Origin of the sequence: Evansella sp. AB-rgal1, from assembly GCF_041820985.1 — a bacterium.
GTDB lineage: Bacteria > Bacillota > Bacilli > Bacillales > Salisediminibacteriaceae > Evansella.
Window position 1 is genome coordinate 106,263 of sequence record NZ_JBGUAU010000002.1, and the last position, 23,389, is coordinate 129,651.

Here is a 23,389-nt window from a genome sequence, read left to right on the forward strand (position 1 = left end):
AAAAATACATTTGTTATAATTCTATTTTTATAGATTGCTTGTAAAACTTTGATCAGTCGATAGCATCATAAACTACGAGAAATGCAGTTATATCAAATAAACTAATGGGATATTAAATTCTAATTACACAGGATAAAATACTAAACTAGCACAAGTAGACAGAATCTTATCGAATATTTAAAGTATTGACAAAATATTAAATAAATAATATATTAAAAAAGTTCAATGGACAATACACAATTTGGAGTGATTGCATGAAAAAGTTATTAATGTTAATTACTGTTATTTTTGGAGTTTCATTGTTTTTTAGTTTATCTGTAAGTGCAGAGGAGTCACCTGATTTAGGGGAACAATTACATGAAAGGTTACATCTTTCAAGTGGCGATGAAAATAATAGTAGTGTGGGCACCTTTAATATTAAACCGGAATTAAGAGGAATAAATAGTGGTGGCGGATCGTTTAGAGGTGGTGGAGGCAATGCGACTAAGCCTAAGCCAAATTTACCAACTCAAGGAACTGTGGACGGAGGAGTTAGAGGAGCTCCATTGGTAAATGCTGGTAAACAAGGGAACCATGTACAAGGCCATGTTAATAATATTCCTAGCAAATCACAATGGCCAGTAGGAGAGAATGGTGTTAAATTAACGCAAGAAGCTTGGATGAAAGGAACAACAGTAAAATTTGATGGGAGTGTTAAAACCTATAATTTTGGAAGGGTAGTTGGACCTAGAGGTGAAACGAGAGTAAAAGTTCACATTAATAAAGAAGGTCAAATACATGGTTACCCTGTACATTAAAGGAGTATAGTTATGGAGGAACAAAAAATAATTAATTTAATCCGAAAATCCTATGAGGCCGGCAATTTAGATTACATTTTAAGTTATGTAGATAAACACTATTGGTATAAAGTATTGAAATCTGCATTAAGTAATGTAACGGTTGATAATATAACTGATTTTAGTTACAGTAAGTGTTTTTCAATTTATTTATATCCTGATAATAAAGGAGAATTTGGAATTGGAAGTGAAGAACTAAAGAATTATATAAATAAAAATAAAAATTTTATTTGTATAAACTTATTAGTTTCAGCTATTGCACCTTTTGCTGTAATTAAATACAATAGGTTTTATTTCTCTGATGGAGAATCTATGTTACACGAACAATACGAACCTCTTGATGAAGAAACCCTTCTACTTGGAAATAAAGTAAAAGAAGTATTGTCTAAACACAGAATTAACCTACTTGATGAGGATATATTAAACATAGAAATACCGAATTTATCCCTTGATCTTAAAGAAGAGGGCGTTACAGTATATCATTGTCTATTTGAAGATAGTTATTAGAAATTTGTAAGGCAGAAACCTTGAAGGGTATTCCTTTTTGGGTTTCTGTTTTTCTTTGTATTTTTATATATTTTCATTTTCTGTTTTTATTCTACCTCCCCTAAAATCATCCACTTTGCAACATAAAACGTCAACTAATTTATATAATAATGTTCCATAAGGATCGTATTTCCCTCTTTCTACATTGCATAAATATTGCCGTGTCACTCCTACTTGTTTGGCAACAAAGTATGATTGCGTTGGTGTTTAAGAAATTATTGAATATCACCATGGCTGAGAATTTACTCAATAACATTTTGTTATTGAGTTTCTTTTTTGATAATACTGGATATGAAAGGGTGAGACATCATGAAGAAAAACAACTACAAATTAAAGTATACTTGGAGTAAAAAAGATGAGGAGAGTTTCAACAAAGTAATTGAGGGAGATAAGTTTAAAGTAGTGGTTGCAAGACTCTTTGATAAGAACAAGGACGCAAAATAATGCGTTCTTTTTTTGAATAAAAACTTAAATAAATGTAAAAATTAATATTAAATGTTTTTGACTAGAAATATTTAATATAATATACTGTATTCAAGGAGGTGAACAAATGGTAAGAAAGCATTTCACTACTACTATTGAAGAATCAATATCACAAGCGTTTAAAGAAAGCTGTGCAGAAAATAAAGTCAGAATGAATGAAGTGTTAGAAGCGTTTATGAAAAGTTATAGTGCTGGTGAGTTTAAAGTAGAAATGGAATACAAGATTAGCAAGAATGAAGACAAATAAAAAGGAATTCGTATCCCCGACCAAGAGAATGACGAATTCCTAAACGACAAACCTATATAGAGGCTTGCACTACATATTATATCACATTTCCTCTATATAGGTAAAAATAAGGAGGAAATTATAATGAGTAGAATTAGTAATGTAACTGTAGCTGAAAAGGTTAAAAATAAGAAGTTTGAGGCTTATGTAGAAGTGAAACTTGATATTTCCATTGAAGAAGCAACAATGATTGAATTAATGGAAAAAGTAAATAAAATAAACCTTGCGTTACCTGGTTCAGAAATTAAATTATTAATGGATGTAAATGGAACAATGAAGCCTTTGTATATCCATGATACTAATGTTACACTAACAGCCGTTTACAACAACGATACTAATGAACGTTTTGATTTAGAAGGTGAAGAGTAATGTTTATCCGTAGAGAGGATATATCTCTTCACTATTACTTTGACACAGAACTTAAAAGTGTACAATTCGCAGATCACAAACTTAAAAATTTAGAAAAGTTGGCTCATCGTTCATTCGATAATGCGATCAAACACTACTTGAAGAATGGTTCGATTTACCATGAAAATTGTTTTTCTGATATTTTCGATGGTGTTAAAAAAGCACTTCAGGTAATCGGTTATGAAATCCACTACAGAGAAAAAGTAGCAATTCCTTTTTATGTAGCAAAGGAGATCTTTGCAGAACTAGGGGAGAAGCCAGTCGAAAGTCTCAAAGATAGGGAGGCTTCCATATGAGAAAAGAAAACTTCCAATTAGCTGATTTATTGCAGAACCTTAGCAATGCGTTAAGTGACCGTGAAGGTAGGAATGCTATTCATGAAAATTCAGATGCTTATGTTGATGGAGTCAGAAAAGCTATTCCAGAAATTGAAAAGGCATTGGAGAAAGTTAAATCATATCTTAACTACAAGGATAGAAAGCCTGTTCCTACAATTTTAAAAAGGGTAATAGAACATGCTTATATTGAGGAGATAATAAACAGTGATTATAACTTTGATCAATTAGAAGAAGGTATTAGGTGGATAGAGGCTAATACAGATATTGATACAAAGGATATGCTAAACCAATTTGAACATGTGAAAATGGTTAGACGGGGGAAGTAAATTCCCTCGTTTTTATTTCGACACAATTTATACAAAGTTATTTTCCTTGCTATGTTCTTCACAATAGTGGTAATATCTAATCAACAAGTGGTAAAGTTAGTAAAAATGCAGGTAGGAAAACGGTAGGTTTTTGGTAGGTAATTATAATTTACGGTAGGAAATTTTAAGTTATGGTAGGAAACAAAAACATACCAAGTAATCTTACAAACGTTGATTTAAAGCCACTTACAAGCACTAAAGGAAACGAATGATAATTACAAATGAATATACCGAACCTTCGGGGTAGGGTGAAATTCCCAACCGGCGGTGATGAAGCGGACGTTGCTTCTAAGCCCGTGACCCGGTATTGATTTGCATACCGGTGGATTTGGTGGAAAACCAAAGCCGACAGTATAGTCTGGATGGGAGAAGGAAATTCGGTAAAAAATGAAGTGAATAAAATTGGTGGAGTATGCCTTTTTTTAGACACTCAAGATAACCTGGCACAAAAAATAAGTTCCGTGCCGGTTTATTAAAATTGCTTTCATTTTTTGCTGACTAACCTACTTATCCTGAAGGGACATATTTCCTTTAGGATTTTTTATTGGAAAAAATAGAAAGGTGTTTCGCATAGGAGTGATTCTTATTGGACAATAAATTTATGAAAATGGCATTAGAATTGGCAAAAGCGACAGAGGGTCAAACAGCACCAAATCCTGTTGTAGGTTCTGTTATCGTAAAAGATGGGCAAATTGTTGGTTTTGGTGCACATTTACGAGCGGGAGAAGAACATGCAGAGCGGCATGCGTTAAAAATGGCAGGGGAAAAAGCAAAAGGTGCCACAATGTATGTAACCCTTGAACCGTGTTCGCATTTTGGCAGAACATCACCCTGTGCTGACGCGGTTATAGAAGCGGGGATTAGTAAGGTCATAATTGCATCAACTGACCCAAATCCACTCGTTGCAGGACAAGGAATAAAAAAACTGCGAGATGCAAATATCGAAACTATAGTTGGAGTAATGAGGGAAGAAGCTGATAAATTGAACGACGTGTTTTTTCATTTTATTAAGCATAAAAAGCCCTTCGTAACATTAAAATCTGCCACCAGTCTTGATGGGAAAATAGCGACAAGCATAGGTGAAAGTCAATGGATTACAAGTGAGGAATCGAGATATGACGCACATTTATTGCGACATATTCATGACGCAATTTTGGTGGGTGTCAATACGGTAATTGCAGATGATCCTTCATTGACAACTCGGTTAGAACATGGTGGGAAACATCCTATACGAATTATACTTGATACACATCTGAGAACTCCAGTAACAGCAAAACTTGTTACGGATAAATTAGCACCGACTTGGATTATTACTACCGTTAAGGAAGAGGAGAAAATTGATTCTCTAAAAGCTTCTGGAGTATCGATTATACTCATGGACGAGATAACTATTCCAAATGTCTTATCGTACTTAGGGAAACATAATATATCTTCGTTGCTTGTGGAAGGGGGAGGAAAGATAAATGATTCATTCCTTCGTTCAGGTGAATTTCAACAAGTTATTATTTACTTAGCTCCAAAAATAATTGGTGGTCAAGGTGCCCTATCTTCTTTTTCAGGCGAGGGAATAACTACTTTAAGTGATGCACCAAAATTAACATTTTCATCAATGAAACAAGTGGGTCCTGATTTAAAACTTACATTATTAAAAGGAGGGGATTAGTTTACATGTTTACTGGAATAATTGAAGAAAAAGGTACAATTCAACAAATGAAAAGAACTGGCGATGCTATTGTTATGAAAATAAACGGATCCCGTATTTTATCTGATGTAAATTTAGGAGATAGTATTGCGGTAAATGGCGTTTGTCTTACCGTTACTGATTTTGATCATCAATCATTCTCTGTAGATATCATGCCAGAGACAGTAAAGAGTACAAGTTTACGCGATCTCTCCATTGGGTCCAAAGTAAACCTAGAGAGAGCGATGGCGGCGAATGGCCGATTTGGTGGACATTTCGTTTCAGGTCATGTCGATGGAATAGGGACTATCAAGTCAAAAAGGCCGGAACACAATGCTGTATATTACGAAATCGAAGTTGCTCCCGAATTACGTAAATATATGATGTTAAAGGGTAGTGTATCTGTTGACGGCACGAGTTTAACTATATTTGGACTTTCGAAGGATTCATTCACTATTTCCATAATTCCACATACAATTCAAGAAACTATTATTGGATCAAAAAAGGCTGGTGATATTGTGAATGTCGAATGCGATATGCTAGCAAAATATATAGAAGAACTAATTGTTCAAAGAAGTAGTAATACTAATTCTACAAAGTTGACAGAAGGTTTTCTTAGGGATAACGGTTTTTAAAATCAAAGGGGGAGCAAGATGTTTGATACAATTGAAGAAGCCATTTACGAGTTAATACAAGGGAAATCTGTTATCGTTTGTGATGACGAGGACAGAGAAAATGAAGGGGATTTTATTGCACTAGCTGAAAAAGCAACACCTGAAGTAATTAATTTTATGGTTACACACGGTAGAGGTTTAGTTTGTGCTCCTATAACGAGAGAAAGGGCGGAACAGCTAAAATTAGTACCTATGGTTGATCAAAATACAGACCCTCACGGTACGGCATTTACAGTTAGTATAGATCATAAAGATTGTGCTACAGGGATATCTGCACAAGAACGTTCATTAACTGTATTAAGCTTAGTAGACGATAGTACAAAACCATCGGATTACAAAAAACCCGGACATATTTTTCCACTTATTGCGAAAGATGGTGGAGTATTACGGCGTGCAGGTCACACAGAAGCAGCAATTGATCTCGCAAGAATGTGTGGAGCCAAACCCGCGGGAGTTATTTGTGAAGTAATGAATGAAGATGGAACGATGGCTCGAGTTCCTGATTTACGAAAAATTGCAGATGAACATGATTTAAAGATGATTACAATTAAGGATTTAATCCAGTATCGTAATAGGAAAGATAAATTAGTGAAAAGAGAAGTAGAAATTGATCTGCCTACGGACTTTGGAAATTTTCGTGCGGTCGGTTATAGTAATATAGTAGATGGAAAAGAACATATTGCCTTAGTGAAAGGGGAAGTGAATGGAGATACACCGACACTTGTTCGTGTTCATTCAGAATGTTTAACGGGTGATGTATTTGGATCTCACCGTTGTGATTGTGGTCCACAGTTACATTCTGCATTAAAGCAAATTGAAGAAGCAGGTTCAGGAATATTGTTATATATGCGTCAAGAAGGCAGAGGGATTGGCCTATTAAACAAATTGCGAGCATATAAGCTACAAGAAGAAGGTTATGACACTGTAGAAGCAAATGAGAAGCTAGGTTTTGGACCTGATTTAAGGGATTATGGTATTGGGGCACAAATACTGCAAGATTTAGGCGTTAAAAAAATGAAGCTTTTAACAAATAACCCCAGAAAAATCACAGGGTTAAAAGGGTATGATCTTGAAATTGTCGACCGATTACCATTGCAATTACCTCATTCAAAAGATAATGAACGTTATTTAAAAGTAAAAAAAGATAAATTAGGACATTTACTACATTTTTAGAATTATTAGGAGGAGAAAACATGGGTAAAGTATTTGAAGGACATTTAGTTGGAACAGGATTAAGGGTAGGTATCGTTGTTGGGAGATTTAACGAATTTATTACAAGTAAGCTTTTAGGTGGTGCTCAAGACGCATGTAAACGTCATGGTATAGCAGAGGAAGATGTAGATATTGCATGGGTACCAGGGGCGTTTGAAATACCTATTATTGCAAAAAAGATGGTGGAATCAGGAAAGTACGATGCAGTAGTTACGTTAGGAACTGTTATAAGAGGTTCTACACCGCATTTCGATTATGTATGTAACGAGGTAGCTAAAGGTGTAGGTTCTCTTTCATTAACTTCAGGTGTTCCTGTCATTTTCGGTGTATTGACAACAGATACGATTGAGCAAGCTGTCGAAAGAGCCGGAACAAAAGCAGGAAATAAGGGATGGGAAGCAGCAGTATCTGCAATAGAAATGGCAAATTTAACAAAAAGTTTTTCATAAGAAAAGGCAAAATAGAAGCACTTACCGGGAGGGAAGGAGGTATTTATTCCTTCCTCTCGGTTTGTTTAAGTTTCAAAGATGCTAACCGTTCTTGGATAACATCACTTCTATCCCTTAACTTATGTCTGAATATTAAAGACTCATTGTCAAGATCTTCAATAGTGCACCATGAAACATAATTATCAGTACATAATTCTTTACACCTAATAATTAGAGAATCATCTGTAATAGGTAGATTGATAGGTTCATAAGGACCTTCTTCTAACAGATTACGAATTCGCATTTTAATCATATTTTGTAATGCTTCTACATCAATGCTTAAATTACTAATAGCTGATGGATCAGTCCGTAGGTGAGTAAGTACTTTACGATAGAGGCGTAAGCTTCCTTTTATATTTTTTTGTCGTTCGTGATAGATAGCCACTGCTAATTGAATAAGGGCGAGCCAATGTTTTTTATATCCATCTTTTTTCCAATGTTCTTCCATTATTTCATGGCATTCAAAGAAATCTCTCGTACCGTGAAACTGAATTAAGTAATCAAGATATGCCTTAGGGTAATTATTCATGAGCTCCTCCATATTTAATAATAATGTATTTTTTTTTAGAGTAACATAATATAATGATAACTGCTTGAAATAAAACCTATTTCATTTTACGATTAATTTCTTCTTTTTATGATATAATTTAATGGAGAAAAAAAGAAATGGTGAGATCATGCAATATAGTGTAAAACTTCAAACATTTGAAGGTCCTTTAGATTTATTATTACATTTAATTCAAAAAAATGATTTGGATCTATATGATATCCCTGTAAAAGAAATTACCGAGCAGTATATGGTTTATATTCATACAATGCAGGTACTTCAGTTAGATATTGCAAGTGAATATTTAGTAATGGCTGCAACCCTATTACATATGAAGAGTAAAAGCTTGTTACCAGTACAAGAAGAAGAGATACTAGAGGACGAGTTTGAATATGATGATAGTGAAGATCCAAGAGAAGAATTAATGTATCGATTAATTGAATATAAGAAATATAAAGAGGCAGCTGGAGAGTTAAAAGAACGGGAAAGAGCTAGGAGTGATTTATTCTCCAAACCAATGACAGATCTAACAATATTACTAAATGACTCTGTAGAAAAAGAAGAACCAGCAAATATGAATGTAACCATTTATGATATGCTTCAAGCATTTCAGAAAATGAATAAACGTAAAAAGTTGGATAAGCCTACTTTTTCAAGAATAAGTAGAGATGAAATACCTATAGATGAGAAAATGAAGCAGATCATGGCAAAGCTTTTGATTCATCAAGGGAAATTAAGATTTTCACAATTATTTGAAGAAGAAGAAAAACATCATATTGTTACATCATTTTTGGCGCTCTTAGAATTAATGAAATCAAATTCAATTATTTGTAATCAAGAACATAATTTTGATGATATCATGATATATCAGAAGGAGAGTGTTGCTTTTGAAGAGTCATGAGATTAAGGCAGTTATTGAGGGTCTTCTCTTTGTTTCAGGAGAAGAAGGTATCGATGAAAAGCAAATTATGGAAGTTCTTCAATTAGATAGGAAAACAGTGAAATTCTATATGTCAGAATTGATGGAAGCTTACTCAGCTGATTCGAGAGGACTACAGATTGTTGAAATTGCTGGAGGATACCAATTTACAACCAAGGCTGAACATGCACTTTATTTTAAAAGGCTTATTCAATCTCCGTCTACAACAACATTATCTCAAGCAGCCCTTGAATCATTAGCAATAGTAGCTTACAAACAGCCTATTTCTAGGATTGACATTGAAGATATCCGCGGAGTGAAATCTGAGAGACCTATTCGTACTTTACTAGCAAAATCATTAATTAAAGAAGTTGGTCGAGTAGAAGGAACAGGGAGAGCAATCTTATATGGTACAACGAAAGAGTTTTTAGAACAATTTGGTTTACGTACTATTAAGGAATTACCGCCTCTGCCTTCAAATATTGAAGATGAAGACGTGGAAGAAGAAGTTGATTTATTTTTTGCCAAGTTTCAAGAACAATTAGCAGTAGTAAATGAAGACAAATGAAACGAGATTAGAAAGGTGGACTAACTAACTATGGGAAATGATTTAGTACAACAACAACTTACTTTTACAATAAGAAATTTAGAAGTTGCTGCGGAGGAAATACGAAATTATTTAAATAGCACAACAATCGAGTCTTTTATGAATGAGGTAGAGAACGGTTCCGAAGGGGATTATAAAGATATATTAGATCAATTTCGACGAATACTTGTATTTTTTGATGAAGGAAGAGAATCAGGATACTTAATTTTACGAAGTGAGAAATTTCGAAAAGGGGCAGCGGAAAAAACGTTATATTGGATATTTCATCAATGTATTGAAGAGTTTTTCCAACCAAAACTAGATGTATGGTATGAAGACAGCCGTGCTGCATATACAGGAAAAAATGCCATTCGTTTTAGATCAGCAATTCCAAATCAATTAGAGGAACTTGTAAAAAGGATAGAAGGTCCTTTACAGGAAGTACGCGAAGAATTAGAGTATTATGAAACAGATTATCGTACTAAAATGCGTCAACAGGACATTGATCAAAAGAAATAAGTGACGGTATTGTTCACTGAATTATATTTTGAGAGTAGGTGCAAATCTTTTGTGCCTACTCTCTTTTTTTTCGCATAAGTTAATTATGAAGAAGGAGGGAGGAGATTAAGTGAGCGAACATAATCACTATAAAAAAGAAGTAACGAATTGGCTTACAAATTTTTTGAAAGAAGTAAAAGAAAGTCTGGAGTTTCCCAACAAGGAGGAATTAACGGGAAAGGTGAAAGAGCTGTTAGATCTTTTACAACAGAGGGATTCTTTTGATAACGCAGGCTTAAGTTATATAGAAAATGAAGTTGAGCAATTGTATTCTGCCTATCTACTAGGAATCGAGAGCAGAAAAGAGCAGGAACAAAGAGTACCAATTGGAGGTCATAAATTACCAAAATTAAATTATAGTTATGATGCATTAGAACCATATATTCATCGAAGAATCATGGAATTGCATCATAAGAATCATCACCAATCGTATGTAGATGGGTTAAATAAAACAGAAAAAGAACTACAGGAACAAAGGAAGAAGAATAAATTTAATCAAATAAAGCATTGGCAACGTGAATTAGCTTTTCATGGTTCAGGACATTATTTGCACTCTCTCTTTTGGGATGTTATGTCTCCTCAAGGTGGAGGGAAAGCTAAAGGAAGTATAGGGAATCAAATTACAAACGATTTTGGCAGTTTTCAAGCATTTAAAAGTCATTTTTCTGAGGCGGCTAATTCAGTAGAAGGAAGCGGTTGGGCTATTTTAGTTTGGGTACCTAGAACGGGAAGATTAGAGATTTTAACTGCAGAAAAGCATCAAAACTTAACCCAATGGGATTCCATTCCTATTCTTCCTTTAGATGTTTGGGAGCATGCATATTATTTACAGTATGAAAATGAACGAGATCGGTATGTTGAAAATTGGTGGAGCGTGGTAGATTGGAACCGCGTAGAGGAAAGGTTTCAGTCAGTGAAAGATGGGATAAATCAATAATAGATTCAAATTAAAGGATGAATAATTGAGAGGGGCAGGTCTTAACGACATGCTCTTTTTTGAGCTTAAATATGCACTCTGGAGCGAATGGAATACAAACCAACAAAGATGTTAAAACTTGATGGTTTATGTACTCTTAATAACGAAAATTTTCAGGGCAGACTTATTAAACAACCACAGGTTTCCTCATGACATTTTCAATTCAGTACATATTTTACGTAAGAAATATAATACTAAATAAGTGAAAGGAGCGAAGTCTGATGAAGAAGCAATTACAGATTTTATTGCTCGTAGCAATTACCTTAGTTGGCTGCCAAGATATTGGAAGTCCACAAAATGCTTACATATATTCTGTGGAATCCAACTCTCAACCTGTAGTTTCACAACAATTAGCAGAACGAATAAAGCACAATATAGAAGAAATGAATGAAGTGGACGAAGTTTATGCAATATCATATGAAAAAGATGTATATATAGCATTATCAGTTTCAGGGTTTAATCGCTTATTTTTAAAACAAATTAGAGAAGATGCAAAAAAGCGAGCAAAAGAGATAGATGGGGAAATAACGATTTACATTTCAACGGATAGAAAAGTGGAAATGGAAATTTCAGATTTAGAGAGAAAAGTAAGAGGTAATATGAAAAAGGAAAAGTTGGAGAAAGAAATTAATAAAATACAAGATCATATGTAACGAAATATTTGTAATAAGGGGGATACTATTTTGAGCTTCTTTTGGGCTTTTGTTGTTGGTGGTATCATATGTGTAATAGGACAAGTATTGATGGATGTAATGAAACTTACACCAGCACATACAATGAGTACGTTAGTTGTTTCAGGTGCGGTTTTAGATGGAGTTGGGTTGTACGAACCATTAATTGACTTTGCTGGAGCAGGAGCAACTGTTCCTATAACAAGCTTCGGCAATGCATTAGTACATGGCGCAATGGCAGAGGCACAACAACATGGTTTAATTGGAATTATTACAGGGATTTTTGAAGTAACTAGTGCTGGTATCTCTGCAGCAATTATATTTAGTTTTTTGGCAAGTCTCGTTTTCCGACCGAAGGGTTAATAAAAAATTTTTAAGGTGGCTCATAACAAAGAGCCACCTTATTTTATATTCAAAAAAACAATGAATTGGACAACATTTCATAAAGGAGTAATTGACTTCACAAAAGTTGCATAGACTTGTACAAACAAAAAGTACGGAGGAATTGTATGAGAAAACTTATTACATCACTTTTCATATTCATCTTATTATTATCTAATATATCCTTTTCAACAAGCGAGGCAGCATCATATCCAGGTGGCGTATCTGCTAAGGGTGCGATATTAATGGAACAAGAAAGTGGCAGAATTCTTTATGAGAAAGAAGCCAATATTCAAATGAGAATAGCGAGTATTACAAAAATAATGACAGCATTACTTGCTATAGAATCAGGAGAGCTAGATGATTGGGTTACTGTTTCCAATAATGCAGAAGGAACAGAAGGATCCTCGATTTACTTGACTGCGGGTGAAAAAATTAAACTAAAAGACTTAGTATATGGATTAATGCTTCGGTCAGGAAATGACTCCGCAGTGGCAATAGCAGAACACGTTGGAGGAAGTTTAGAAGGGTTCGTTTTTATGATGAACGAAAAAGCGGAAGAACTAGGAATGACCAATACAGCTTTTGCAAATCCACATGGTCTAGATGATCATGAAGAACATTATTCTACAGCGTACGATATGGCAATACTTACCCAGTATGCTATGAAAAGTGAAAGTTATCGAGAAGTGGCATCAACAAAATCATACCGATCTGTTAGTAAAGAGGAGAGGTATAGAGTTTTTAATAATAAAAACCGACTTTTAACACAACTTTACAAAAACTCAACAGGTGGTAAAACAGGTTACACAAAGAGAGCAAAAAGAACGTTAGTATCTACTGCTGAAAAAGATGGCGTAGAATTAATTGCTGTTACCATTAATGCACCAAGTGATTGGCATGACCATATGAATCTATTTGAATGGGCATTCAATACGTTTGATGTCACTACAATAGTGAAAGAAGGAACAGTTCAGGGAATTGAAGATGAGTATTACAAAGATAAAATATCTGCGGAATATACGTTTGAATATCCATTATCAAAAGAAGAAAAGGAAAATGTTCAATCTAAACTAGTACTTTATGAGCCTCCATCTGATCAGCGATGGGAAAGAGATGGGCATCCTTATCCTATTGGAACAGTCCAAGTGGAGCTTAATAATTCTATAGTAGGTATTGTGCCTTTACGTTTCATAGAGGAGGAAATCATAGAAGAGAAACCATTTTGGCGTAAGTGGATAGATCAGCTGTTTATGACAACTGGAGTGAAGACAGGTGGTTAATTATATTTGGGTATCTTTATTTGTCATAGGATTAGTCTTTGCTGGTATTAATGGAACGATGGGAGATGTAAACGAAGCCATATTTAAAGGAGCATCAGAAGCTGTAACTATTTGTATTGGCCTAATCAGTGTGTTAACTTTTTGGCTTGGTTTAATGAAAATTGCAGAAAAATCTGGATTACTAAAAGGGTTAAGTAGAATACTCTCACCTTTCGTAAAAAGACTTTTCCCAGATGTTCCAAAAGATCATCCTGCAATGGGTTATATTTTATCAAATATGAGTGCGAATATGTTTGGATTAGGAAATGCAGCCACTCCTATGGGAATAAAAGCTATGGAGGAGCTAAAAGCATTAAATGGTGGGAAAGACGAAGCGAGTAGATCCATGATAACTCTTCTTGCAATCAATACAGCGAGCATAACCTTAATACCAACTACAGTTATATCAATACGTATGCAATATGAATCAATTGCACCAACAGAAATAGTTGGTACAACAATATTAGCAACAGCCTGTTCAACAGTAGGAGCAATTTTAATTGATAGATTTTTCTATTATCGACGTATAAGAAAAAGGGTGTGAGGGTAAATGGGATGGGTTACTACGGTTTCAATATGGATTATTCCCTCCATAATAGCTTTCATTTTGGTGTTTGGTACATTAAGGAAAGTACCAACATATGAGACTTTTGTAGAAGGAGCTAAAGAAGGGGTAAAAATGTCCTTTTCAATTATTCCTTACCTCGTTGGTATGCTCGTTGCTATAACAGTTTTTCGTGCTTCCGGAGCGATGGAATTCTTTATATCTTTATTTCGTCCATTTTTACAAATGATCGGTATTCCAGCAGACATAGTACCTTTAGCGCTGATTCGTCCATTATCAGGAACAGGAGCTTTAGGTATGACGAGTGATTTAATCGCTACACATGGACCTGATTCATTCATAGGTAGACTAGCCTCGACGATGCAAGGGAGTACAGATACTACTTTTTATGTTTTAACTGTATATTTTGGTGCCGTTGGTATTAAAAAAATGGGAGATGCTCTAAAGGTAGGCTTATTAGCTGACTTCATAGGAGTTATTGCCTCTATTATAATCGTTACAATTATTTTCATGTAAATAAAATTTTAAAAAAAGAAAGTGCCTTAGTGGGATGGCCCCTTTTAAGACACTTTCTTTTTTTGTATCTTAAAGAGAAGCAGAGCAACGGCGGGATGCCGAAGAGTGCTTGCACTCGAAGGTAGCTCGGCAATTCCCCACAGGAAAGGAGTGGGATGAAGCGAATGGAATACTAACCATAAAAGTTAGTAATTCTAAATAAGTTACTCATATTGGAGAACGTGTATTTTCAGTAGACAGTAGAAAGTATCGATGCAAAAACCCCTATAAATGTGACTGTTTTAAATATAGCTATACCTAGAAAATATATCATTGGAACTTACGGTCGTAAAAATATATAATGGTAAAAGCGTCTTTATTGTCACAAAACAAAAAAAAAGATAGAATTAACGTTTGAAAATGATAATTATACGTCGAAACTGTTATATAGAAAAAATTTATGAGGTGAAGTTGTGGAACGTCTACAAAAAGTAATTGCACAATCGGGAATTACGTCTCGAAGAAAAGCAGAACAGTTAATGGAAGAAGGTAAGGTATTTGTTAATGGAAAGAAAGTAACAGAGTTGGGAACGAAAGTAGATTCAAATAAAGATGAAATAGTAGTTAATGGTATTCCCATAGACAAAGAAGAACCAGTTTACTTTTTACTGTATAAGCCAACAGGAGTTATTTCGAGTGTAAACGATGATCGAGGTCGAAAGGTGGTAACTGATTTTATTCCTACAGATAAACGAATTTTTCCAATAGGGCGACTAGATTATGATACTTCTGGACTCTTACTATTAACAAATGATGGAGATTTTGCAAATAAACTAATGCATCCAAAATCAAAAGTGTATAAAACATATATTGCTAAAGTGGAAGGGATGCCATTACGTGAGACAATCAAGAAATTAGAAAAAGGCATACAGCTTGAGGATGGAAAAACCGCTCCTGCAAAAGTAAAGGTATCTAGATCTGACAAAAGTAAAAATTCAAGTATTATAGAAATCTCTATTCATGAGGGAAGGAATAGACAGGTAAGAAGAATGTTCGATGCGATTGGACATCCGGTAATAAAATTAAAGCGTGAAACGTATGGTTTTTTAGGCCTTAAAGGGTTAAATGCAGGTGAGTTCCGCGAATTAAAACCACACGAAGTTAAGCAGTTAAGGGAGCTAGTTGTCACATAAATGTCACAAATGAACTTACAAATAGTATATTAACAACATGTATGTAGTGATAACATAATGTTATGATTAAATAATAAAAATGGGGGAGAAGGATGAAACAGAAAAGATTAATCATCCGTTCTAGCATTCTGCTTATTATGGTAATTGCCATAGGTTATACGCTATATAATCATCTTTATAATGAGCGTGGATTGGTAGATAGAAATGATGTTGCTCCTAATTTTAAGGTTGAGGATTTAGATGGTAATATCATTGAATTGGAAGAGCTTAGAGGGAAAGGTGTCTATCTAAACTTTTGGGCTACATACTGTGTGTATTGCCGTCAAAAAATGGAAGTATTAAGAGATAATTATGAGGAGTATCGGGAACAGGGGATAGAGATTGTATCAGTAAATGTCAATGAACAGAGATTACGTATAGAGAGACATGCTGATCGGTTCAATATAAACTATCCTCTTTATTTAGATCAACATAACTTGGTTCGTGATGCTTATGGCGTGGTAAGCTTGCCGTCAACTTTTTTAATAGATGAGAACGGAATTGTTATAGAGAGACAAATAGGAGGAAGAACAGAGAGTCAAGTTCTTGCATCACTAGAGAAACTGATTCCAAATCAGTAATGGGGGATACAAATGGAAAAAGTAAAATGTGAATGTGGCCATGTAAACCCTTTTGGAACATACTTATGTGAGTCATGTGGAAAACCTTTAATTGAAGAAGATACTCCTGTTGCCAACATGAGATATGAGGGTGTAGCACGAAGATCCCAAACTTACAATCGAACAATTGTAGATAAAATTTGGAACTTCTTTTCTTCTGTAAAGGTTGGAATTTGGATTATCGTTTTATTATTAATAGCTTCTGCTATAGGAACAATTTTTCCACAAGAAATGTATATTCCGCCTGGGGAAAGACCTACTCTTTTTTACGAACAAGAATATGGAACGTTAGGTAAGTTATATTACCAATTAGGATTTCACAACTTGTATAGTTCCTGGTGGTACATGCTATTGATTGCAGCATTAGGGATATCGTTAGTAATTTGTAGTTTAGACCGTGTCGTTCCTTTGTATCGAGCACTAAAGACTCAAAAAGTAACGAGACATAAAGCATTCTTAGAAAGACAACGTCTATTTGGTATTTCAGAAGATACGATCGATGCTGATAAAGAGATAAAGATAGCAGAAAAAATGCTGAAAGAGAAGAAGTACACAATTAGAAAAGAAAAAGGTAATATTCTCGCAGAGAAAGGTAGATTTTCTCGATGGGGCCCTTATGTAAATCACATTGGTTTAATAATCTTTTTAATTGGAGCTATGCTGAGATTTTTCCCTGAAATGTATTTAGATGAACATATATGGGTGAGAGAAGGGGAAGAAGTAGTTATAAAAGGAACGAACGGGGAGTACTTCCTAAGAAATGACCAGTTCATTGTGGAATTATATGACACAGATGATGAACGCTTCCGTCAGGCTTTTGAACGTACAGGACAACAAGTTGTAAAAACATACCAAACATCAGCTACCTTATTAAGGCGAACCAATACGGGGGCTGTTGGTGTAGGAACAGAACTAGAAGAAGTGAAGCAATATGATATTCGAGTAAATGACCCTTTGACTTTTGACAGTTTTGCTTTATATCAGGTGGATTACAAATTAAATGAATTAGCTGAATTTACATTTACGTTAGATGCCGTAAATGATACGACTACGGAGGATTTAAGTGACGTTGTTTTTACAGTTAATTTGTATGACCCAGAATATGTATATGAATTTGATAATGGCTACCGTATAGAAATTATGGAATACTTCCCGAATTTTTACATTGACAATAATAACCAACCGGATACTAGAAATATGATACCAGATAATCCGCGAATCATCTTTGAAGTTTTTACTCCTGATATGGATCCAGATAGCGATTCAGGAGAATTAAGTTTAATTGGTGTTCAGGTAAATGAACCGTTAATAGGGGAAAATGATTATAGAATTCGTATGATTGATGTAGATATGAAGCATGTTACGGCTTTAACTGTTCGAAAAGATAGAACAATTCCAATTATCTCTATTGGCGGCGTTATATTTATGATCGGTTTAATTCAAGGATCATATTGGCATCACCGAAGAATTTGGATACAAAATCGTGATGGAAAGATTTGGATAGCTGGTCATGCTAATAAAAATTGGCATGCTTTAAAGCGCGATATAGATTTTGTTGCATCGAAAGCCGCTATACCGATTCCAAAAGATCAATTAGATGAGGAGCAAAACTCCGAAGGGGAAGAAGGAGGAAACAATAGTGATTCAACTAAGCAGTAACTTCTTGCTTATTTCGTTCTTTATGTATTTACTAGCAACAATATTCTTTACCGTATCTATCACTGGTAAACGTTTTAAAACAAAAGAGGGAGAAGAAAAAAACAAATCTGGTTTTTACGGTTATGTTTTTTCCATCCTTGCGGTTGCAACTTCCATTACCTATTTTATTTTAAGGTGGGTTGGAGTTGGACATGCTCCAGTAAGTAATATGTTTGAATATACAACATTTCTCGGAATAGCTATGGCTCTTGCATTTGTAGTAATATACCCTATGTATAAAAATAATTATCTAGGCCTATTCACAATGCCTGTTGTTATGTTGATTATCGCATATGCTTCCATGTTTCCTAGAGAAGTGCAACCACTTATTCCAGCTTTACAATCTTATTGGTTACACATTCATGTAATAACAGTTGCCCTCGGGCAAGGGATTTTGGCGCTAGGGTTTGTTGGTGGTTTATTGTATTTACTTCGAGTAATTGATTTTAGAAAAATAACAAAAAAAGTAGTCGGTGTAGAATTTATATTGTATTCTTGTCTCGCCGTACTTGCGTATATTTTACTTAATATAAGTTTCAGTGCAATGAATTACGAAGCAACATTTGAGTATGTAAATGAAAATGGAGTAGAAGCAGAAATCACATATTATAAGCCAGCACTAGTTGGTCCTAATGAAGGGGTTTTACTTACTGAAGGAAGATTTGATCCATTTATTCAAGCTCCTGCTATCATTCGTAGTGATGATTTAAATACGGTATTATGGTCTATTATAGGTGGACTTTTCATCTATGGAGTATTTATTTTACTGTTCCGTCAGCCTATTGGTGGGAAAATTCAACCTTGGTTAAAAAATGTTAACCCTAATTCAGTAGACGAACTAAGTTATCGTGCTATTGCAATCGGATTCCCTGTATTTACGTTAGGTGGACTTATTTTTGCAATGATATGGGCCCAAATAGCATGGACTAGATTTTGGGGATGGGATCCGAAAGAAGTATGGGCACTAATAACATTTTTATTCTATGCTGCTTATCTTCACCTTCGTTTATCGAGAGGATGGCATGGAGAAAAAAGTGCTTGGCTTTGTGTAATTGGGTTTGCGTTAATCATGTTTAATTTAATTTTTGTTAACTTAGTTATAGCTGGATTACATTCTTATGCATTTTAATTCTATTCTAACGAAAAAATGATAGTTTGGATTCCTTGAAAACATGAATTATAAAAGAAAGTGCGCTGTCATATTTTTAGATAGTTTTATTAATATCTTTTAACATGGTAAAATAATAAAAGATGTAAAATAATGTGGAAAAACGAACTGACAATATCATGTAACTGTAAATGAGGGGGAATTTACGTGACACAGGAAGCAAGAATCCTAGTTGTAGATGATGAAGATCGAATCCGTCGGCTACTGAAAATGTATTTAGAAAGAGAAGAGTATAATGTCGACGATGCAGAAAATGGAGAAAAAGCATTGCAGATGGCTCTCGATGAAGACTACGATCTTATCGTGTTAGATTTGATGATGCCTGGCATAGATGGAATTGAGGTTTGTGAGGAACTTCGTAAGCATAAGGCAACGCCTATTATTATGCTAACTGCAAAAGGGGAAGAAGCGAATCGTGTACAAGGCTTTGAAGCAGGAACAGACGATTATATTGTAAAACCTTTTAGTCCAAGAGAAGTGGTTTTACGTGTAAAAGCTCTTTTACGTAGATCTTCATCAACGAAATTTTTACAAACAGAAACGACAACAAAAGATGTGTTAGTATTCCCGCATTTAACCATCGATAATGATGCTCACCGTGTAACGGCCGATGGAAAGCATATTAATCTAACACCCAAAGAATATGAGTTGTTACATTATCTTGCACAATCACCAGATAAAGTATTTGCGAGAGAGCAATTATTAAAAGATGTTTGGAATTATGAGTTTTTTGGAGATTTACGAACAGTAGATACACATATTAAACGTCTTAGAGAGAAACTGAATAAAGTTTCTCCTGAAGCTGCAAATATGATTTCAACCGTATGGGGAGTCGGTTATAAGTTTGAGGCTGTGAAAGAGTAATGTGGTTATGGCGTAGTGTCGTAGGTAAACTGTGGTTAACCATTTTACTATTAGTTTCTGTCGTCTTAACTGTATTAACAATAATGCTACTTCAGTATTTTGATAAATTTCATTCAGATCAAGCCGAAAGCCAATTGTTAAATCACGCTACAGTAATTGCTTCTTTATTTGAAAATGAGGAGACAGGTGATGCTGCTTTTTCAATAAGCTCAGATTTATCTGAAACGTATGAAATTAATGTAGTATTGTTATTAGACGAAGAAAATCATTGGTTTACTCAGGGTGGAATCGACACAGAGTTACCTATCTCGGTTTTTTACGAAGACCGAGATATTTCACGTGCTGTAAATAATAGAGAGACAATTGTAACTCGCATAAATTACACTGTACCAATGAATGAGTCGGATGTTTCAGAAGCTGTTCTCGTTGTAGGGGTTCCAGTAGAAATATCTACAGCAGAAAATGCACAGATTTTTATATATCAATCTCTTGAAATTGTAGAGAATGCTACAACTCAAACTAAACATATTATTTTTCTCTCTGCTGGGATCGCAATTGTTTTAACTACTATTTTTGCTTTTTTTCTAACTACTAGAATTACAGCCCCACTTAGAAAAATGCGAAATGCATCATTAGAAGTAGCAAAAGGAAACTTTGATATGAAAGTTCCAATATTAACAAATGATGAAATTGGTTTATTAGGCATAGCATTTAATAGAATGGCAAGAGCACTAAATACAAACCTAAACGCGTTAAACCAAGAAAAAGAACAACTTTCTCGTATTTTAAGCTCCATGGCTGATGGAGTAATAACTCTTGATAGAGAAGGGTCTGTTATGGTAACAAACCCTCCTGCTAATGAATTTATTGGAGCTTGGCTTTATGAGCAAGGCTATGAAGTAGAAGAGTCAGGTGACTTGCCAAAAGAATTAGCAGATTTATTTGAACTAGTTGTTAAAGAGGAAAAGGAACAAATGGGTGAGGTAGATATTCAAGGACGTAGTTGGGTAATACTAATGACTCCACTTTATGATCAACAAGATGTTCGAGGTGCCGTTGCTGTATTACGTGATATGACTGAAGAAAGACTCCATGATAAACTACGTAAAGATTTTATTGCTAACGTCTCACATGAACTTCGAACTCCTATTTCCATGCTTCAAGGATATAGTGAAGCTATTATTGATGGTATTGCTAGTTCTGAAGAGGAAAAGACGGAGCTTGCTCAAATCATTTATGATGAGTCTCTTAGAATGGGGCGTCTCGTTAATGAATTATTAGATTTAGCTAGGATGGAAGCAGGACATATTCAATTAAATGTGGAAGAAATGAATATAACAGAGTTTTGTAAACGAGTATTAAAGAAATTTCAAGGTGTTGCAAAAGAACACGGCATTCATTTACTTGATGAAGTTCATGAAGTACATAAAAATATACATGCAGATGGCGATAGAGTAGAGCAAGTTTTAACAAATTTAATTGATAATGCAATTCGACATACACCAGAAGGTGGTAAGGTTGTTTTAAGGGTAGAACCATTCCATAACGGCATTAAGATCGATATTGAAGATTCCGGTACAGGAATTCCAGAAGAAGATCTACCGTTTGTATTTGAACGTTTTTATAAAGCAGATAAAGCAAGAACCAGAGGAAGATCTGGTACAGGCTTAGGGCTTGCTATTGTTAAGAATATTGTTGAAGCACACCATGGGAAAGTTTCTGCACACAGCAAATTAAACGAAGGCACGACATTTTCCGTCTTTTTACCGTATGAACATGAATAAAATATGACTAAATTTCAAGAAAGATCTTGTTCCACAGGAAACAAACAAAAAGCGACTCGAGAGTTATCTCTTCGAGTCGCCTTTTTCTGTTGATATATATTTCTTGTCTTAAGATGCTCACTAATCTTTCTTTTGTTTATTTTCTATCCTTATATATTTCACGCATTACATGAGCAAGTTCAGGGAGAATTAATTTTTCCATAGCTAATTTTACAGCCCCAGAAGAGCCTGGAGTAGAGAATATTGCCGTTGTGCCACGCACTCCAGCGATAGCTCTACTTAACATGGCAGCTGGACCTATATCGTATTCATAACTTATATAGCGAAAAAGTTCTCCAAAGCCATTTAATTCTTTATCTAACATACTAGAGACAGCTTCATATGTTGTATCTCTAAATGTAATTCCCGTACCACCATTAATTAGTAATGCTTCAATAGAATTGTCGGAATCTGCTAAACGAATCATTTGTTGTATAGCAGAATAATCATCTTTTACGATTATATGTTTCATTACATGAAAGTCACTAGCTTCCAGTAATTGTTTCATTAAAAGACCACTCTTGTCCGTTTCTTTCGTTCTTGTATCCGAAACGGTGAGAACCATACAAGAAACAGTTTGCGGAGCTTCTTTTTTGTGTTCTTCTACACTCATATCGTAACATCTCCTAACTTTCTCTAATCTTTTATTAGTGTAACGTTAAATTTATAAGAATGCACGAGGTATGTTTTTTTATTGTTGATCAATAATTGTTGTATAATCATAATGGAATATATGAAATACATATAAAGTAGTAAAGTCCAAGCAAGTGGATATTTGACCATGGCGTATGAAAATACGTTATGAAGTATATTAGTACTCTTCTCTTTATATGGAATGAGCGCAGGTCCACGAACTCCAGTGGGAAGTAGAGTAGAGGAGGCTTGCCAACTCCCCACAGGAAAGGAGTGGACTGGAGCGAATGGAATACAGTCCAACAGAGTTAGTAATACTAGATAAGTTTGACTACCATGAACCCACGTATTTTCAGGGTAGAACAAAACCAAAAAACTATTTGAAAATCAAGGGAGGGAATGCAGGATGAAGATTTATACAAAAACAGGAGACAAGGGAGAAACCCAATTAATCGGAAAAAGAGTAAGGAAATCCCACGAACGTGTAGAAGCGTATGGAACATTAGATGAATTAAACAGCTATATCGGGGTGACAATTACTTTTTTGGATGAAAACTGCAGTGATATAAAGGAAGATTTACAAAAAATCCAACATGAATTGTTTGACCTTGGCGGAGATTTGGCGAATGTCACAAAGAAAGAAAACTGGGCTACAAAAGATAGCTACGTAGCGTACTTAGAAAATAGAATAGATATTTATTGGAAGGAGGCTCCACAATTAACATCTTTTATATTGCCAGGAGGAGTGCAAGGAGCTGCTTATTTACACGTTTGTCGAACAATCGCAAGAAGAGCAGAAAGAAACATAGTGGATATTGAAGACGATACATCTTTCATCCCTTTGGCAATTCGTTATGTAAACCGTTTGTCTGATTTCTTGTTTGCCGCAGCAAGAGTAGTTAATGCAAGATCAAATGTAATAGATATGCCTTATGAACAGAAAAGAGAATGATCCGAATTAATTAAATCCATAAATGAAAAAAAGACATCTTTCACTTCTGAAAAATGTCTTTT

General features: G+C 34.7%; 29 protein-coding genes, 1 pseudogene and 1 riboswitch. Of the genes and pseudogenes, 27 read left to right on the forward strand and 3 right to left on the reverse strand.

What is annotated here, in order from left to right:
- Nucleotides 1-254 precede the first annotated feature (254 nt).
- Together ACERII_RS02045 and ACERII_RS02050 are read left to right on the forward strand one after the other, a co-directional pair.
- The gene (locus tag ACERII_RS02045) at nucleotides 255-797 is read left to right on the forward strand and encodes a hypothetical protein (RefSeq protein ID WP_373639768.1); all 543 of its coding nucleotides are present in this window, start codon (nucleotides 255-257) and stop codon (nucleotides 795-797) included.
- A gap of 12 nt (nucleotides 798-809) precedes the next feature.
- Nucleotides 810-1,343, forward strand: coding sequence for a hypothetical protein (locus ACERII_RS02050; protein ID WP_373639769.1), 534 nt, complete (start codon nucleotides 810-812; stop codon nucleotides 1,341-1,343).
- Between the two features lie 63 nt (nucleotides 1,344-1,406).
- Here the strand turns inward: ACERII_RS02050 and ACERII_RS02055 are convergent.
- A pseudogene (locus tag ACERII_RS02055) lies at nucleotides 1,407-1,556 on the reverse strand (helix-turn-helix transcriptional regulator); the annotation flags it as partial.
- A 135-nt stretch (nucleotides 1,557-1,691) separates the two neighbouring features.
- Between ACERII_RS02055 and ACERII_RS02060 the strand changes: the two are divergent.
- From ACERII_RS02060 to ribH, 9 genes are all read left to right on the forward strand, one after another.
- Nucleotides 1,692-1,826: a hypothetical protein gene (locus tag ACERII_RS02060; RefSeq protein ID WP_373639770.1), complete on the forward strand. Its 135-nt coding sequence runs from the start codon at nucleotides 1,692-1,694 to the stop codon at nucleotides 1,824-1,826.
- Nucleotides 1,827-1,932: 106 nt separating this feature from the next.
- On the forward strand, nucleotides 1,933-2,112 hold the full coding sequence (locus ACERII_RS02065; protein ID WP_373639771.1) for a hypothetical protein: 180 nt from the start codon (nucleotides 1,933-1,935) through the stop codon (nucleotides 2,110-2,112).
- A gap of 123 nt (nucleotides 2,113-2,235) precedes the next feature.
- Nucleotides 2,236-2,520: a hypothetical protein gene (locus tag ACERII_RS02070; RefSeq protein ID WP_373639772.1), complete on the forward strand. Its 285-nt coding sequence runs from the start codon at nucleotides 2,236-2,238 to the stop codon at nucleotides 2,518-2,520.
- Complete coding sequence (locus ACERII_RS02075; protein WP_373639773.1) at nucleotides 2,520-2,855, forward strand: hypothetical protein; 336 nt, start codon at nucleotides 2,520-2,522, stop codon at nucleotides 2,853-2,855. Before ACERII_RS02070 ends, ACERII_RS02075 begins: the two co-directional genes overlap by 1 nt.
- On the forward strand, nucleotides 2,852-3,223 hold the full coding sequence (locus ACERII_RS02080; protein ID WP_373639774.1) for a hypothetical protein: 372 nt from the start codon (nucleotides 2,852-2,854) through the stop codon (nucleotides 3,221-3,223). The genes ACERII_RS02075 and ACERII_RS02080 overlap by 4 nt, the downstream gene beginning before the upstream one ends.
- Before the next feature lie 269 nt (nucleotides 3,224-3,492).
- A riboswitch (FMN riboswitch) is annotated at nucleotides 3,493-3,640 on the forward strand.
- A 223-nt stretch (nucleotides 3,641-3,863) separates the two neighbouring features.
- Nucleotides 3,864-4,925 (forward strand): bifunctional diaminohydroxyphosphoribosylaminopyrimidine deaminase/5-amino-6-(5-phosphoribosylamino)uracil reductase RibD, encoded by a 1,062-nt coding sequence (gene ribD, locus ACERII_RS02085; protein WP_373639921.1) that lies wholly within the window; start codon nucleotides 3,864-3,866, stop codon nucleotides 4,923-4,925.
- 5 nt (nucleotides 4,926-4,930) lie between these two features.
- Entirely contained in the window at nucleotides 4,931-5,578 is a 648-nt protein-coding gene (gene ribE, locus ACERII_RS02090) for a riboflavin synthase (RefSeq protein ID WP_373639775.1), read from the forward strand.
- Between the two features lie 18 nt (nucleotides 5,579-5,596).
- Nucleotides 5,597-6,790 carry a bifunctional 3,4-dihydroxy-2-butanone-4-phosphate synthase/GTP cyclohydrolase II gene (locus ACERII_RS02095; RefSeq protein ID WP_373639776.1) on the forward strand — a complete coding sequence of 398 codons (1,194 nt, stop codon included), beginning with the start codon at nucleotides 5,597-5,599 and terminating at the stop codon, nucleotides 6,788-6,790.
- 20 nt (nucleotides 6,791-6,810) lie between these two features.
- On the forward strand, nucleotides 6,811-7,278 hold the full coding sequence (ribH, locus tag ACERII_RS02100; RefSeq protein WP_373639777.1) for a 6,7-dimethyl-8-ribityllumazine synthase: 468 nt from the start codon (nucleotides 6,811-6,813) through the stop codon (nucleotides 7,276-7,278).
- 43 nt (nucleotides 7,279-7,321) lie between these two features.
- Here the strand turns inward: ribH and ACERII_RS02105 are convergent, their stop codons facing one another.
- A complete protein-coding gene (locus ACERII_RS02105) occupies nucleotides 7,322-7,846 on the reverse strand; it encodes a DUF309 domain-containing protein (protein WP_373639778.1) in 525 nt (174 codons plus the stop codon).
- Nucleotides 7,847-7,991: 145 nt separating this feature from the next.
- On the opposite strand from ACERII_RS02105, the gene ACERII_RS02110 reads away from it, so the two are divergent.
- From ACERII_RS02110 to ACERII_RS02180, 15 genes are all read left to right on the forward strand, one after another.
- Nucleotides 7,992-8,765, forward strand: a complete 774-nt coding sequence (locus tag ACERII_RS02110; RefSeq protein WP_373639922.1) for a segregation/condensation protein A — start codon at nucleotides 7,992-7,994, stop codon at nucleotides 8,763-8,765.
- Nucleotides 8,752-9,351 (forward strand): SMC-Scp complex subunit ScpB, encoded by a 600-nt coding sequence (scpB, locus tag ACERII_RS02115; protein ID WP_373639779.1) that lies wholly within the window; start codon nucleotides 8,752-8,754, stop codon nucleotides 9,349-9,351. The genes ACERII_RS02110 and scpB overlap by 14 nt, the downstream gene beginning before the upstream one ends.
- Nucleotides 9,352-9,381: 30 nt before the next feature.
- Nucleotides 9,382-9,888, forward strand: coding sequence for a DUF3907 family protein (locus ACERII_RS02120; RefSeq protein ID WP_373639780.1), 507 nt, complete (start codon nucleotides 9,382-9,384; stop codon nucleotides 9,886-9,888).
- Between the two features lie 109 nt (nucleotides 9,889-9,997).
- Nucleotides 9,998-10,864, forward strand: coding sequence for a superoxide dismutase (locus ACERII_RS02125; RefSeq protein WP_373639781.1), 867 nt, complete (start codon nucleotides 9,998-10,000; stop codon nucleotides 10,862-10,864).
- Between the two features lie 260 nt (nucleotides 10,865-11,124).
- Nucleotides 11,125-11,556, forward strand: a complete 432-nt coding sequence (locus tag ACERII_RS02130; protein ID WP_373639782.1) for a YhcN/YlaJ family sporulation lipoprotein — start codon at nucleotides 11,125-11,127, stop codon at nucleotides 11,554-11,556.
- A gap of 30 nt (nucleotides 11,557-11,586) precedes the next feature.
- A complete protein-coding gene (gene spoVAE / locus ACERII_RS02135) occupies nucleotides 11,587-11,937 on the forward strand; it encodes a stage V sporulation protein AE (RefSeq protein WP_373639783.1) in 351 nt (116 codons plus the stop codon).
- 146 nt (nucleotides 11,938-12,083) lie between these two features.
- Nucleotides 12,084-13,238, forward strand: coding sequence for a D-alanyl-D-alanine carboxypeptidase family protein (locus ACERII_RS02140; RefSeq protein ID WP_373639784.1), 1,155 nt, complete (start codon nucleotides 12,084-12,086; stop codon nucleotides 13,236-13,238).
- Entirely contained in the window at nucleotides 13,231-13,821 is a 591-nt protein-coding gene (locus tag ACERII_RS02145) for a nucleoside recognition domain-containing protein (protein WP_373639785.1), read from the forward strand. The genes ACERII_RS02140 and ACERII_RS02145 overlap by 8 nt, the downstream gene beginning before the upstream one ends.
- Before the next feature lie 6 nt (nucleotides 13,822-13,827).
- A complete protein-coding gene (locus ACERII_RS02150; protein ID WP_373639786.1) occupies nucleotides 13,828-14,358 on the forward strand; it encodes a spore maturation protein in 531 nt (176 codons plus the stop codon).
- A gap of 452 nt (nucleotides 14,359-14,810) precedes the next feature.
- Complete coding sequence (locus ACERII_RS02155; protein WP_373639787.1) at nucleotides 14,811-15,530, forward strand: pseudouridine synthase; 720 nt, start codon at nucleotides 14,811-14,813, stop codon at nucleotides 15,528-15,530.
- Between the two features lie 92 nt (nucleotides 15,531-15,622).
- Nucleotides 15,623-16,150, forward strand: coding sequence for a thiol-disulfide oxidoreductase ResA (gene resA, locus ACERII_RS02160; RefSeq protein ID WP_373639788.1), 528 nt, complete (start codon nucleotides 15,623-15,625; stop codon nucleotides 16,148-16,150).
- 12 nt (nucleotides 16,151-16,162) lie between these two features.
- Nucleotides 16,163-17,848, forward strand: a complete 1,686-nt coding sequence (gene resB, locus ACERII_RS02165; protein WP_373639789.1) for a cytochrome c biogenesis protein ResB — start codon at nucleotides 16,163-16,165, stop codon at nucleotides 17,846-17,848.
- On the forward strand, nucleotides 17,829-19,016 hold the full coding sequence (gene ccsB / locus ACERII_RS02170; protein ID WP_373639790.1) for a c-type cytochrome biogenesis protein CcsB: 1,188 nt from the start codon (nucleotides 17,829-17,831) through the stop codon (nucleotides 19,014-19,016). The genes resB and ccsB overlap by 20 nt, the downstream gene beginning before the upstream one ends.
- Before the next feature lie 186 nt (nucleotides 19,017-19,202).
- Nucleotides 19,203-19,919 carry a response regulator transcription factor gene (locus tag ACERII_RS02175; protein WP_373639791.1) on the forward strand — a complete coding sequence of 239 codons (717 nt, stop codon included), beginning with the start codon at nucleotides 19,203-19,205 and terminating at the stop codon, nucleotides 19,917-19,919.
- Nucleotides 19,919-21,703: an ATP-binding protein gene (locus ACERII_RS02180; RefSeq protein ID WP_373639792.1), complete on the forward strand. Its 1,785-nt coding sequence runs from the start codon at nucleotides 19,919-19,921 to the stop codon at nucleotides 21,701-21,703. Before ACERII_RS02175 ends, ACERII_RS02180 begins: the two co-directional genes overlap by 1 nt.
- Before the next feature lie 136 nt (nucleotides 21,704-21,839).
- Here ACERII_RS02180 and ACERII_RS02185 read toward each other — a convergent pair whose 3' ends face one another.
- Nucleotides 21,840-22,355: a MogA/MoaB family molybdenum cofactor biosynthesis protein gene (locus tag ACERII_RS02185; RefSeq protein WP_373639793.1), complete on the reverse strand. Its 516-nt coding sequence runs from the start codon at nucleotides 22,353-22,355 to the stop codon at nucleotides 21,840-21,842.
- Between the two features lie 426 nt (nucleotides 22,356-22,781).
- Here ACERII_RS02185 and ACERII_RS02190 point away from each other — a divergent pair, with 426 nt between their 5' ends.
- Complete coding sequence (locus ACERII_RS02190; RefSeq protein ID WP_373639794.1) at nucleotides 22,782-23,327, forward strand: cob(I)yrinic acid a,c-diamide adenosyltransferase; 546 nt, start codon at nucleotides 22,782-22,784, stop codon at nucleotides 23,325-23,327.
- Nucleotides 23,328-23,389 lie beyond the last annotated feature (62 nt).

Excerpts from the sequence above, each read along its gene's own strand:
- ACERII_RS02045 (WP_373639768.1), top strand. The coding sequence starts at position 255 with ATGAAAAAGTTATTAATGTTAATTACTGTTATTTTTGGAGTTTCATTG.
- ACERII_RS02050 (WP_373639769.1), top strand. The coding sequence starts at position 810 with ATGGAGGAACAAAAAATAATTAATTTAATCCGAAAATCCTATGAGGCC.
- ACERII_RS02060 (WP_373639770.1), top strand. The coding sequence starts at position 1,692 with ATGAAGAAAAACAACTACAAATTAAAGTATACTTGGAGTAAAAAAGAT.
- ACERII_RS02065 (WP_373639771.1), top strand. The coding sequence starts at position 1,933 with ATGGTAAGAAAGCATTTCACTACTACTATTGAAGAATCAATATCACAA.
- ACERII_RS02070 (WP_373639772.1), top strand. The coding sequence starts at position 2,236 with ATGAGTAGAATTAGTAATGTAACTGTAGCTGAAAAGGTTAAAAATAAG.
- ACERII_RS02075 (WP_373639773.1), top strand. The coding sequence starts at position 2,520 with ATGTTTATCCGTAGAGAGGATATATCTCTTCACTATTACTTTGACACA.
- ACERII_RS02080 (WP_373639774.1), top strand. The coding sequence starts at position 2,852 with ATGAGAAAAGAAAACTTCCAATTAGCTGATTTATTGCAGAACCTTAGC.
- ribD (WP_373639921.1), top strand. The coding sequence starts at position 3,864 with ATGAAAATGGCATTAGAATTGGCAAAAGCGACAGAGGGTCAAACAGCA.
- ribE (WP_373639775.1), top strand. The coding sequence starts at position 4,931 with ATGTTTACTGGAATAATTGAAGAAAAAGGTACAATTCAACAAATGAAA.
- ACERII_RS02095 (WP_373639776.1), top strand. The coding sequence starts at position 5,597 with ATGTTTGATACAATTGAAGAAGCCATTTACGAGTTAATACAAGGGAAA.
- ribH (WP_373639777.1), top strand. The coding sequence starts at position 6,811 with ATGGGTAAAGTATTTGAAGGACATTTAGTTGGAACAGGATTAAGGGTA.
- ACERII_RS02105 (WP_373639778.1), bottom strand. The coding sequence starts at position 7,846 with ATGAATAATTACCCTAAGGCATATCTTGATTACTTAATTCAGTTTCAC.
- ACERII_RS02120 (WP_373639780.1), top strand. The coding sequence starts at position 9,382 with ATGGGAAATGATTTAGTACAACAACAACTTACTTTTACAATAAGAAAT.
- ACERII_RS02130 (WP_373639782.1), top strand. The coding sequence starts at position 11,125 with ATGAAGAAGCAATTACAGATTTTATTGCTCGTAGCAATTACCTTAGTT.
- ACERII_RS02140 (WP_373639784.1), top strand. The coding sequence starts at position 12,084 with ATGAGAAAACTTATTACATCACTTTTCATATTCATCTTATTATTATCT.
- ACERII_RS02150 (WP_373639786.1), top strand. The coding sequence starts at position 13,828 with ATGGGATGGGTTACTACGGTTTCAATATGGATTATTCCCTCCATAATA.
- resA (WP_373639788.1), top strand. The coding sequence starts at position 15,623 with ATGAAACAGAAAAGATTAATCATCCGTTCTAGCATTCTGCTTATTATG.
- resB (WP_373639789.1), top strand. The coding sequence starts at position 16,163 with ATGGAAAAAGTAAAATGTGAATGTGGCCATGTAAACCCTTTTGGAACA.
- ACERII_RS02180 (WP_373639792.1), top strand. The coding sequence starts at position 19,919 with ATGTGGTTATGGCGTAGTGTCGTAGGTAAACTGTGGTTAACCATTTTA.
- ACERII_RS02185 (WP_373639793.1), bottom strand. The coding sequence starts at position 22,355 with ATGAGTGTAGAAGAACACAAAAAAGAAGCTCCGCAAACTGTTTCTTGT.
- ACERII_RS02190 (WP_373639794.1), top strand. The coding sequence starts at position 22,782 with ATGAAGATTTATACAAAAACAGGAGACAAGGGAGAAACCCAATTAATC.